Genomic DNA, 11,241 nt, shown 5'->3' on the forward strand with positions numbered 1-11,241 from the left:
TACATTCGTTTGTGGCGGGGTGGGCCGGCGGCCCGATGGAGCAGGGGTCCGCCGGTCCGCCCGGCCGCCGCTACGCCTTCCGCTGGGTCAGGTCGTAGAAGGTGGCACCACCCGCGGTGACCTTCGTGAAGGTCTTCTCGACCCAGGCGCTGATCTGCGTCGCGGTGCCCTGCTCGGCACCACCGCCGCCGGGCGTCCCGCCACCGGTCGGCCCGCGGCCGGTCGCCCGCTTGCCCTCGGTGCCGCCCGGAGCGCCGCGGAACCCGCCCCGCTCCCCCACGAGGAAGTAGTGGATCCTGCCCTGCGCCACGTACCGCTGGAACTGGGCGAGGGTCGGCGACGGATCGCTGCCGTTGAAGCCGCCGATGGCCATCACCGGCTTCTGGGTGGCCAGTTGGTAGCTGGCCGCGTTCTGCGAGCCGACGGCCGCGGCCGCCCAGGTGTAGTGGTCGGCGTTCCGCTCCACCAGCCGCTGGGCCTGGGTGCTCACCGAGGCGCCGTCGAGCAGACCGCCCATGCCGCCCGCGCCGCCCCCGCCGCCCATGCCGCCCGCGCCGCGCGAGCGGCCGCCGTGCCCGGCCACGCCGCCCGGCAGACCGGGACCGCCGCCCATCCGGCCGCCGCCGGGGAAGCCCGGGAAGCCCTGACCGGCCTTGCCCCGTCCGCCGGTGCCGCCCGGCATCGCGAAGCCCTTGCCGCCCTTCCAGGACATCCGCCCCCGGCCGCCGCCGGGGAAGCCGCCGCCGCCCTGGACCGCGGGGCCGGCGGTGATGATCGAGCCGCCCTTGGCGGTGTTGACGGTGTCCAGGGTGTACGCGAGGGGGCCGGCCAGTGCCGTCGCCACCCCGAGCCCGGCCGCCACACCGGCCACCACCCCGACCCGCCGCCGCGCCCGCCCCGGCACGGGGCCCGGGGCCTGGGTCGCGCCGCCCGCGGCGTCGCCGTCGGTGACCGGGTCGCCGTCCGCGGCCGACGGCGCACCGTCGCGCGCGGCCGACCCCGCCGTCAACAGCAGCCCCAGCGCCGCCAGCAGGCCGAGCACCAGCACCACCCACCGCAGCCACGGCAGCCACTGCGGCGACCGGTCCAGCAGCACGTACGACCAGAGCGCCGTCACCGCGACGACCACCGCCAGCACGCCCCGCGCCAGCCGGCCGCCGCGCCGCCACAGCAGCACCGAGCCCATGCCGACCAGCGCCGCGACGTACGGCGCCAACGCGATGTTGTAGTACTGGTGGAAGATCCCGGACATGAAGCTGAAGATCGTGAACGTCATCAGCAGCGCGCCGCCCCACACCAGGAACTCCGTGCGCTGCGCGGCCCGTTCGGCGTCGACGGCGCGCCGCGCCCGCCACAGCACGCCGACCGCGACGACCAGCAGGATCAACGCGGCGGGCAGCAGCCAGGAGATCTGACCGCCCATGTCGGAGGAGAACAGCCGGGTGATCCCGGTCTGGCCCCAGCCGCCGCCGGTGCCGCCGCCGTGGTGACCGCCCCCGACGCTGCCCCGCTCGTTGCCGTCGATCCGCCCCAGGCCGTTGTAGCCGAACGTCAGCTCCAGGAAGCTGTTGGTCTGCGAACCGCCCACGTACGGCCGGGCCGACGCCGGCAGCAGCTCGACGATCGCGACCCACCAGCCGCCGGACGCCACCAGCGCCAGCCCGGCCAGCAGCAACTGCCCCAGCCGCTTGGGCAGCCGCACCGGCGCGCAGCAGGCGTAGACCACGGCCAGCGCCGGCAGGATCAGCCACGCCTGGAGGGTCTTGGTCAAGAACGCCAGCCCGAAGCAGACGCCGGCCAGCACCAGCCACTTCGTCCGGCCCGCCTCCAGGGCGCGCAGCACGCAGGCGACGGCGCACACCATCAGCAGGCACAGCATCGCGTCCGGGTTGTTGAAGCGGAACATCAGCGCGGCGACCGGGGTGAGCGCCAGCGCCCCGGCCGACAGCAGCCCCGCCGCCGCCCCGAAGCGCCGCCGCACCGTCGCGTGGAGCACGCCGACCGCGGCGACGCCCATCAGCGCCTGCGGCACCAGGACCGCCCACGGGCTCAGCCCGAAGAGCCGCACGGAGAGCTCCATCGGCCACAGCGAGGCCGGCGGCTTGTCCACGGTGATCGAGTTGGCCGCGTCCGAGGAGCCGAAGAAGAACGCCTTCCAACTGACGCTGCCGGCCTGTACGGCGGCCGAGTAGAACTGGTTGGCGTACTTGGACGCCGAAAGGTCCCAGAGGTAGAGCGCGGCGGTGACCACCAGCAGCGCCACCAGCGCGGGCCGGGCCCACCGCGGGTCCTGCGGTCGGCCCCGCACGACCCGCTGGACGAAGCCGCGCGGTGCGGCCGCGTCGTCCGGGGCCGCGGTCGGCTCCTGTTGCGTACGGGGTGGGCGGGTACTCATCGAGCGCTCCTGCTGCAGTCGTTCCGGTCGTGCGCGTCCTGTGCGTGGGGGGTGTCATGCGGCGCCGTCGGCCCGCGCCGGGCGTGCTGGGTGCCGTCCCCCGCCGCCCCGCCCGTCGCCTCCCGCCGCTCGCGCTCCGGGAACACCCAGGCGCGCAAGAGCAGGAAGCGCAGCACCGTGGCCGCGAGGTTGGCCGCCACCAGCACCGTCAGCTCGCTGCCGGGCGAGGGGCTGACGGTGGCGGCGTCCAGGGCCGCGAGCGACCCGCTGGTCAGCGCCAGCCCGATGGCGAAGACCACCAGGCCCTGCGCCTGGTGGCGGACCGCCCGCTCGCGCCCCCGGACCCCGAACGTCAACCGCCGGTTGGCGGCCGTGTTGGCCAGCGTGCTCACCAACAGGGCGGCGGCGTTGGCCAGTTGGGGGCCCACGCCGAGCCGGCAGAGGGAGTACAGGCCGAGGTAGAGCAGCGTGCTGAGCGCGCCGACGACGGCGAAGCCGACGAGCTGCCGGGCCAGGCCGCCCGGCACCCCGGCCAGTTCCCGGTCCCGGGGGTCGTCGCCGAACGGCCGGGCCAGCCGGTCCAGCGGCAGCGCGCCGGTGGCCAGCGCCCGCCCCACCCGCCACACGCCCTTGAGGTCGTCGGTCGCGGTGCGCACCAGGTGCACGGTGCTGTCCGGGTCGTCCACCCAGTCCACCGGCACCTCGTGGATGCGCAGCCCGGCCCGTTCGGCCAGCACCAGCATCTCGGTGTCGAAGAACCAGCCGGTGTCCTCGACCATCGGCAGCAGCCGCCCCGCGACGTCGCCGCGGATCGCCTTGAAGCCGCACTGCGCGTCGGAGAACCGCGCGGCGAGCGAGCCGCGCAGGATCAGGTTGTAGGTCCGCGAGATGAACTCCCGCTTCGGCCCGCGGACCACCCGCGCGCTACGGCTGAGCCGCGACCCGATCGCCAGGTCCGAATGCCCGGAGATCAACGGCGCCACCAGCGGCAACAGCGCATTGAGGTCGGTGGACAGATCGACGTCCATGTAGGCCAGCACCGGCGCCTCGGACAGCGACCACACCGTGCGCAGCGCCCGGCCGCGACCCTTCTGCTCCAGCCGCACGGCGGTGACGTGGTCCATCTCGTCGTCGAGCAGGGCGGCGATGCGAGGCGTGTCGTCGGTGCTGGCGTTGTCCGCGATGGTGATCCGGAACCCGTAGGGGAAGGTGCGGACCAGGTGCTCGTGCAACCGGCGCACACAGGGTTCCAGGTCCTTCTCCTCGTTGTAGACCGGGATCACGACGTCGAGGACGGTCCCGGTCTGGCCCGGGCGCAGGTGCTCGCGTGGCGGCAGGGAACCCAACGGCGTCGGGCTCAGCGGAGGCGTGGTCATGCCCACGACGGTCGCCAACCGGGCTGTCACGGCCGTGTGGTGCGGCTGTGGGCCCGCTGTGAGTCCGCGACCGAGGGCCCCGCGCCGCCCCTACGGGCGCTCGGCGCGAACCGCCGGCAGGGTCACCGTGAACACCGTCCGCCCCGGCCCGCTCGCCACCGCCACCGTCCCGCCGTGCGCGGTCACCACCGCCTGCACGATGGCCAGCCCCAGCCCGGTGCTGCCGCCGCTCCGGCCGCCGCCCGCGGCCCGCGCCCGGGACGCGTCGCCCCGCGCGAACCGCTCGAAGACGTGCGGCAGCAGCGCGGCCGGAATCCCCGGCCCGTCGTCCTGCACCTCCAACCGGACCGCGTCCGGCGCCGCGCCGACCGGCAGCACCCCGCCCGGCCGGGGCCGTCGGGGGCTGCACACCCGGGCGGTCACCGTCGTCCCCTCGGGCGTGTGGGTGCGCGCGTTGGCCAGCAGGTTGACCAGGATCTGGTGCAGCCGGTCGGCGTCCCCGCGCACCAGCGCCGGCTCGTCCGCGTCCGGGAGCTCCAGCCGCCAGCCGTGGCCGGGGCCGGCCGCCCGCGCATCGCTCACCGCGTCCACCACCAGCGGCGACAGGTCGAGGGTCGCGTACGACAGCGGGCGCCCGGAGTCGAGCCGGGCGAGCAGCAGCAGATCCTCCACCAGGCCGGTCATCCGCTCCGCCTCGGACTCGATCCGCCCCAGCGCGTGCCGGGTCTGGGGACCGGGCCGCTCCTGCCCGCGCCGGGTCAGCTCGGCGTAGCCCCGGATCGACGCCAGCGGCGTGCGCAGTTCGTGGCTGGCGTCGGCGACGAAGCGCCGCACCCGGGTCTCGCTCTCCTGCCGCGCCGAGAGCGCCGAGCCGACGTGCCCCAGCATCCGGTTGAGGGCCGCCCCGACCTGCCCGACCTCCGTACGGGCGTCGGCCTCGGCCGCCGGGACACGCACGTGCAGCGCCACCTCGCCCTGGTGCAGGGGGAGTTCGGACACCCGGGTGGCGGTCGCGGCGACCCGCCGCAGCGGCCGCAGCGCGATCCCGACCATGGCCGAACCGGCGATCCCGGCCGCCACGAGCCCGGCGAGCGTCACGCAGCACTCGATGAGCACCAGCCGCCCGACCGTGTCGTCCACCTCGTTCAGCGGCACCCCCAGCACCAGCGCGCCGTCCTTGGCGTACTGCACCCGGTACGAGCCGAGGCCGGGCAGGTCCGTGCTGTGCGGCCGGCCGTCCCGGCTGACCCCGTCCAGCGCCGCCAACTGGTGCGCGTCGAGCGGGGACAGCCGCTGTGAGGGCAGTCGGTTCGTCGAACGGTTCATCCGCGCGCCGGCCCCGAGCGTGCCGTCCGGAGCCACCCGCGCCCCCACGGTCCCGGGCGGCTGCCCGGGGACGGCCACGAAATCCAGCCCGCCGTCCCGCAACGGATCGTGCGGGCGGGGGCCTTCGGCCCGCCCGATGCCGTCGCCGAGCCGATGGTCCAACTGCCCCTGGAGGTAGGAGTGCAGCGCGACCGCGGTGACCGTGCTGATCACCGCCCCCACGACGGCGATCAGCGCCACGGCCGACACCACGAGCCGGGTCCGCAGCGTCCAGCGACCTCCCCCACGCCCGAACGGGCCGGAACCGAAGCCCGAACGGAACCCGGCCCGGAACCCGGAACGGCGGCGCCGCTCGGTGCGGCTGCCGGACCCCGGAACCTCGGTGGGACCGGCACCGACACCGGCCCGGACACCGACACCGGAGGTCCCCCCGGCCCCGGAGGTCGCCCCGGCACCGGAGGTCACCGCGGACGCGGCGGAACCCACGGCCCGCTACCCGGCCGGCTTGATCAGGTAGCCCGCACCCCGCCGGGTGTGGATCATCGGCTCCCGCCCCGCGTCGATCTTCCGCCGCAGGTACGAGATGTACAGCTCGACGACGTTGGCCTGGCCGCCGAAGTCGTAGCTCCACACCCGGTCCAGGATCTGCGTCTTGCTCAGCACCCGCCGCGGGTTGCGCATCAGATAGCGCAACAGCTCGAACTCGGTGGCGGTCAGGTGGATGTCCGTGCCGTCCCGCCACACCTCGTGGCTGTCCTCGTCCAGCACCAGGTTGCCCACGGTCAGCAGCGACTCGCTGCGCACCGCCGCCGCACCCGCCCGCCGCAGGAGTCCGCGCAACCGCGCCACCACCTCCTCCAGGCTGAACGGCTTGGTGACGTAGTCGTCGCCGCCCGCCGTGAGCCCGGCGATCCGGTCCTCGACCGCGTCCTTGGCGGTCAGGAACAGCACCGGCACGTCCGGCACCTCATGGCGCAGCCGACCCAGCACCGTCAGCCCGTCCATGTCCGGCAGCATCACGTCGAGCACCACCGCGTCCGGCCGCCAGCTCCTGGCGCACCGCAGCGCCCCCGCGCCGTCGCCCTCCGCCCGGATGTCCCAGCCCTCGTACCGCAGCGCCAGCGACAGCAGGTCCGCGAGCGAGGACTCGTCGTCGACGACCAGCACCCGCACCGGACTCCCGTCCGCCCGCAGCAGCTCCGGCTGCCTGCCGGGCGCCTTACCGGTCGCCCTTCCAGAGGACGTGCCCGAGACCGGCGCACGGTACGAAGCTGAGGACGTCGACGAAGTCAGGGTCATGGCCGGCAGCCTGGCCCCGGCCCCTGAAAGCTCCCTTGCCGGTTCCTGTGAATCTCCTGAGAATCTCCCCTGTCTTCGGTCAAGGCCGCGCCGGGCGGGCGGGGACGCCCCGCCGGCCCCGCCCCCGCAACTCCCGCCCGCCCCACCGCACCACCCCGTAACGTCGCCCCCATGCCCCGACTCCTGGCCCTCTCCGGCAGCCTCCGCGCCCGTTCCTCCAACGGCGCCGTCCTGCGCTCCGCCCTGGAACTCTTCGACGGCCCCACCGGCACCACCGACCTCGGCGCGCTCCCGCACTTCAACCCCGACCTGGACGGCGAGGGCGCCACCCCGCCCGGCCCGGTCGCCGCGCTGCGCACCGCCGTCGCCGCCGCGGACGCCCTGCTCCTCGTCAGCCCCGAGTACGCGCACGGCGTCCCCGGGGTCCTGAAGAACGCGCTCGACTGGCTGGTCAGCAGCGGCGAGTGCGTCGACAAGCCGGTCGCCGTGATCACCGCCTCGCCGTTCCCCACCGGCGGCGACCACGCCAACGCCCAGCTCCGCGAAACGCTGCGCATGATGACCGGCACGGTCGTCGCCGACGCCTGCCGGGAGATCCCCGCCATCGGCCCGAAGGTCGACGCCGCCGCCGAACGCGTCACCGACGGGCCCACCCTCGCCGACCTCCGCACCGCCATGACCCACCTGGCCGCCGCGGTCCCCCGGCCCGACAAAGCCCCGACCGCCCCCGAAGCCCGCACGACCCCCGCCGCCGTGGCCGAGACCGCCGTGGCCGAGACCGCCGGCTAGGGCGTTTCTGATGGATATCCGTGGAGGAAGGAGCGGCGTCTGGTGCGTGCGATCGCAAGGCGCCGGGATGTCTCCATAGCGGAGCTACGGAGACATCCCGGCAACGCAGCGAGCGTGCGTGCCAGGCGCCGCGACGCCGCGGAGATCCGTCAGAAGCGCCCTAGCCCACCCCGAACAGCCGCGCCGCGTTCCCGTAGCAGACGGCGCGCAGCCACTCCGCCCCCAACTCCAGCCGTGCCAACGCCTCCAGCGCATGCGCGTACCCGTACGGGATGTTGGGGAAGTCGCTGCCGAACAGCACCCGGTCGCCCACGTCCAGCAGGCGCCCCCGCTCCGCCCTCGGGAACGGCGCGGTCTGCTCGGCGAAGTCCGTGAAGGTCATCGTGGTGTCCAGGCACACCCGCGGATGGCGCGCGGCCAGCGTCAGGAAGTCGACGTACTCCGGCATCCCCAGGTGCGCGACGACCAGCCGCAACCGGGGGTGCCGGGCCAGCACCCGGGCGATCGGCTCCGGCCCGGTGTGCTTGCCCGGCACCGGCCCCGACCCGCAGTGCACGACCACCGGCACCCCGGCCTCCGCCAGCAGCCCCCACACCTGGTCCAGCACCGCGTCCGCCGGGTCGTAGCCGCCGACCTGCACGTGCGCCTTGAAGATCCGTGCCCCGGCGGCCAGTTCGTCCGCGACGTACCCGGCGACCCCGTCCTCCGGGAAGAACGTCGCGGTGCGCAGGCAGTCCGGCGTGCGGGCCGCGAAGTCCGCCGCCCAGCCGTTCAACCAGCGCGCCATGCCGGGCTTGTGCGGATAGACCATCGACGTGAACGCCCGCACCCCGAAGCCGCGCAGCACCGCCAGCCGCTCGTCCTCCTCGAAGCGGTACGCGATCGGCCAGCGCCGCCCCACCAGCGGCCCCGCGGCGTCGAAGTACGCCCAGACCTTCGCCATCACCCGCTCGGGCATGAAGTGCGTGTGCACGTCGATCAGCCCCGGCAGCCCCAGCCCCCGCCAGAACCCCTCGACCCGCCCGTCCCCGTCCATCACACCGTCCCCGTCCACCACACCGACTCCGTCCGCCACGTCCGCCACGCCGCCTTCCCGGACACCGTCCCGCACACCCGCCAACGGGCCACACCCACACCCGCACCCACTCCCCGCACCCGCACCCGCATCCTCAGAACAGCCCCTCCTGCTCCCCTCCCCCCGCGCCGCCCGACTCCGCGACCCGCCGCACCGGCACCGTCGTCACCCGCCCCCGGGCCGCCCCCAACACCCACCCGGACAGCACCCGCGCGTCCAGTACGGCGACCACCCCGCCCGCGCCGCCACCCGGCGCGGCGGCCGCCCCGTCCGACCGCAGGCGCAGGTACACGTCGGCGCCCGCCCCGGCCACGACCTCGCCCACGACCTCCGCCCCGGCCCTCAGCCCGCCCAGCTCCGCGACCCCGCCCGCCGGCACCCGCGCCAACCCGAACAGCTCCGAGTGGTCCGCGCACGCGAACTCCACCGGCTCCAGCGATTCCGGCCAGCCCGCCAACTCCCGTGCCGCACCGTACAGTTCGGCCAATTCCGCGGCCCGTTCCGCCACCGGGGGCAACGCCCCGCGCGCCGCCCGCTTCGCCTCCTTCGCGAACCGGTCCGGAACCCCCAGCGCGCTCCCCAGCACCGCCTCGGCCCGCCGCGCCGCCATCAGCGGCCCCCGCCCCAGCCAGGCGTACGCCACCGCCCCCTGCTCCACCAGCCGGGCCGCCCCGCGCTCCGCCGCCGTGATGCCCACCTTGACCAGCCCGGGCCCGAAGTACGCCAGATAGACGCCGTACGGACGCGGATCGTCGGCCATGGTGTCCGCCGCCACCGACCGCGACCGGTCCAACTGCGCGCACCGCGGACACTGGTCCTTCACCCCGCCGCCGTCCAGCACCGCACCGTACGGACAGACCAGCCACCGCCCGGCCCGCCGCACCCCCAGGCACCGCCGCTCCCCGACCGCCGCGAACGCCAGCGCCTTCCCCCGCGGCAGCAGGCTCACCCGCTCGGCGTCCCGCTCCGCGCAGTACCAACCGAGCCGCTGGCCGAACCGCCCTTCCGGCCCGGCCGCCGGCCCGCCGCCCGACCATCGCGGTCCCGTACATCGCCACACACCGTCAGCGTACGACCGCCCACCGACAACGCCCCGCCCCCGGCCCCGGCACCGCCTACCCCACGCCGGGCAGGTCCGCCGTCCCCCGGAACGTGCTGCGGTAGGCCCGCGGCGACACCCCCAGCGCCACCTGGAAGTGCTGCCGCAGCGACGCCGCCGTCCCGAACCCCGACCGGGCCGCGACCAGGTCCACGCTCAGCGCCGTCTCCTCCAGCAACTGCCGGGCCCGCTCGATCCGTTGCTGCGTCAGCCACTGCACCGGCGACAGCCCCACCTCCTCCCGGAACCGCCGGGTGAAGGTCCGCACGCTCATCGACTCCCGGGCCGCCAGCTCCCGCAGGCTCAGCGGCCGGTCCAGGTGCGCCAGCGCCCAGGCCCGCGCCGCGCCCGTCGACGACACCTGCGGCTCCGGGACCGGCCGCGGCACGTACTGCGCCTGCCCGCCCTCCCGGTGCGGCGGCACCACGGTCCGCCGCGCCACGTCGTTGGCCACCGCCGCCCCGTGGTCGCACCGCACCATGTGCAGGCACAGGTCGACCCCGGAGGCGACCCCGGCCGCCGTCAGCACGTCGCCCTCGTCCGTGTACAGCACGTCGGCGTCCAGCTCGACCTGCGGGAACAGCCGCCGGAAGTCGTCCACCGACCGCCAGTGCGTGGTCGCCCGCCGCCCGTCCAGCAGCCCCGCCGCGGCCAGCACGAACGCCCCGGTGCAGATCGACGCGATCCTCGCCCCCGGCCGGATCCGGGCCAGTGCGCCGGCCATCGCCGGGCTCAGCTGCCCCTCCCGCCGCTCCGGCCCCGGGTCGTAGTCGACCGCGGACGCCGGCAGGACGACCGTGTCGGCGGTCTCCAACGCCTCCGGCCCGTGCGCCACGTTCACCGTGAAGTCCGCGTCCGTGGGCACCGCCCCCGGCTCCAACGTGCAGGTCACCAGCTCGTACAGCTGCTCCCCGGACGCCGACCTGGCCTCCCCGAAGATCCGGTGCACGATCCCCACCTCGATGGGCAGCATCCCCGGCCGTACCAACACCGCCACCCGGTGCCGCCGCCCGCCCCGCTGCCGCCCGTCGCCCCTCAGACCACCCATGGCCCGATCCTTGCAGACACTGGCCATCCGGCCACTCGTTCGCGCCGCGCGTCACCCGGAGGCTGGACGCCATGAAGGTCCTCTGGCTGTTCGCCCACCCCGACCACCGCTCCCTCAACGGCGCCCTCAAAACGGCGGGCCTACGCGCCCTCGAAGCCCACGGCCACCAGCACCGGGTCTCCGACCTCTACGCCATGAAGTGGAACCCACTGGTCGACGCCGCCGACTACGACCACGACCCGACCGACCGCCTCCTGGTCGGCGCCGCCTCCGAACGCGCATACACCACCGGCCGCCTGAGCCCCGACATCGCCGCCGAACAGCGCAAACTCGCCTGGGCCGACACCCTCGTCGTGCAGTTCCCCCTCTGGTGGTACGGCATGCCCGCCATCCTCAAGGGCTGGTTCGACCGGGTCTTCGTCAAGGGCTTCGCCTTCGGCCGCACCGACCCGGCCACCGGCCGCCCCCAGCGCTACGGCGACGGCCCGCTCACCGGCAAACGCGCCCTCGTCGTCGTCACCGCCGGCGCCCGCGCCGCCACCCTCGGCCCCCGAGGCGTCAACGGCGACCTCAACGACCTCCTCTTCCCCCTCCAACACGGCACGCTCTGGTACACCGGCATGTCCGTCGCCCCGCCCCTGCTGATCCCCAGCGCGGACCGCGCCACCCCTAACGCCTACACCACCGCCACCGCCCGCCTACGCCACCGCCTCCTCACCCTCCCCACCACCACCCCCCTCCCCTTCCGCCACCAAAACACCGGCGACTACGACGACAACCTCCTCCTCCACCCCCACCTCACCCCCACACCCCCCACCGGCCCCTGGGCCCACT

Annotated in this window: 9 protein-coding genes; 2 read left to right on the forward strand and 7 right to left on the reverse strand. The window is 75.2% G+C overall.

Annotation, left to right across the window (positions count from 1 at the left end):
- Positions 1-70: 70 nt before the first annotated feature.
- The 4 genes from ABD385_RS34215 to ABD385_RS34230 form a co-directional block, all read right to left on the reverse strand.
- Positions 71-2,395 carry an ArnT family glycosyltransferase gene (locus ABD385_RS34215; protein WP_344583274.1) on the reverse strand — a complete coding sequence of 775 codons (2,325 nt, stop codon included), beginning with the start codon at positions 2,393-2,395 and terminating at the stop codon, positions 71-73.
- A complete protein-coding gene (locus ABD385_RS34220) occupies positions 2,392-3,771 on the reverse strand; it encodes a bifunctional glycosyltransferase family 2/GtrA family protein (RefSeq protein ID WP_344583276.1) in 1,380 nt (459 codons plus the stop codon). Before ABD385_RS34220 ends, ABD385_RS34215 begins: the two co-directional genes overlap by 4 nt.
- 90 nt (positions 3,772-3,861) lie before the next feature.
- Positions 3,862-5,337, reverse strand: coding sequence for a sensor histidine kinase (locus ABD385_RS34225; RefSeq protein ID WP_425585541.1), 1,476 nt, complete (start codon positions 5,335-5,337; stop codon positions 3,862-3,864).
- A gap of 252 nt (positions 5,338-5,589) precedes the next feature.
- Positions 5,590-6,291 (reverse strand): response regulator transcription factor, encoded by a 702-nt coding sequence (locus ABD385_RS34230; RefSeq protein WP_344583292.1) that lies wholly within the window; start codon positions 6,289-6,291, stop codon positions 5,590-5,592.
- Positions 6,292-6,567: 276 nt separating this feature from the next.
- Here ABD385_RS34230 and ABD385_RS34235 point away from each other — a divergent pair, with 276 nt between their 5' ends.
- On the forward strand, positions 6,568-7,185 hold the full coding sequence (locus tag ABD385_RS34235) for an NADPH-dependent FMN reductase (protein WP_344583279.1): 618 nt from the start codon (positions 6,568-6,570) through the stop codon (positions 7,183-7,185).
- Between the two features lie 160 nt (positions 7,186-7,345).
- On the opposite strand, the gene ABD385_RS34240 is transcribed toward ABD385_RS34235, so the two are convergent.
- The 3 genes from ABD385_RS34240 to ABD385_RS34250 all read right to left on the reverse strand — a co-directional run bounded on the left by ABD385_RS34240 (position 7,346) and on the right by ABD385_RS34250 (position 10,407).
- Positions 7,346-8,221: an amidohydrolase family protein gene (locus ABD385_RS34240; RefSeq protein ID WP_344583294.1), complete on the reverse strand. Its 876-nt coding sequence runs from the start codon at positions 8,219-8,221 to the stop codon at positions 7,346-7,348.
- A gap of 133 nt (positions 8,222-8,354) precedes the next feature.
- Positions 8,355-9,320 (reverse strand): DUF2797 domain-containing protein, encoded by a 966-nt coding sequence (locus ABD385_RS34245; RefSeq protein ID WP_425585542.1) that lies wholly within the window; start codon positions 9,318-9,320, stop codon positions 8,355-8,357.
- A 55-nt stretch (positions 9,321-9,375) separates the two neighbouring features.
- Positions 9,376-10,407 (reverse strand): GlxA family transcriptional regulator, encoded by a 1,032-nt coding sequence (locus ABD385_RS34250; RefSeq protein ID WP_344583281.1) that lies wholly within the window; start codon positions 10,405-10,407, stop codon positions 9,376-9,378.
- Positions 10,408-10,478: 71 nt separating this feature from the next.
- Between ABD385_RS34250 and ABD385_RS34255 the strand changes: the two genes are divergently transcribed.
- A partial coding sequence (locus ABD385_RS34255) for an NAD(P)H-dependent oxidoreductase (protein WP_344583283.1) occupies positions 10,479-11,241 on the forward strand: 763 nt, incomplete at its 3' end.

Origin of the sequence: Streptomyces lunalinharesii, assembly GCF_039532155.1 — a bacterium.
Lineage (GTDB): Bacteria > Actinomycetota > Actinomycetes > Streptomycetales > Streptomycetaceae > Streptomyces > Streptomyces lunalinharesii.

Bases quoted from the DNA above. Each gene is read 5' to 3' on its own strand.
- ABD385_RS34240 (WP_344583294.1), bottom strand. From the start codon at position 8,221: ATGGACGGGGACGGGCGGGTCGAGGGGTTCTGGCGGGGGCTGGGGCTG.
- ABD385_RS34235 (WP_344583279.1), top strand. From the start codon at position 6,568: ATGCCCCGACTCCTGGCCCTCTCCGGCAGCCTCCGCGCCCGTTCCTCC.
- ABD385_RS34250 (WP_344583281.1), bottom strand. From the start codon at position 10,407: ATGGGTGGTCTGAGGGGCGACGGGCGGCAGCGGGGCGGGCGGCGGCAC.
- ABD385_RS34215 (WP_344583274.1), bottom strand. From the start codon at position 2,395: ATGAGTACCCGCCCACCCCGTACGCAACAGGAGCCGACCGCGGCCCCG.
- ABD385_RS34220 (WP_344583276.1), bottom strand. From the start codon at position 3,771: ATGACCACGCCTCCGCTGAGCCCGACGCCGTTGGGTTCCCTGCCGCCA.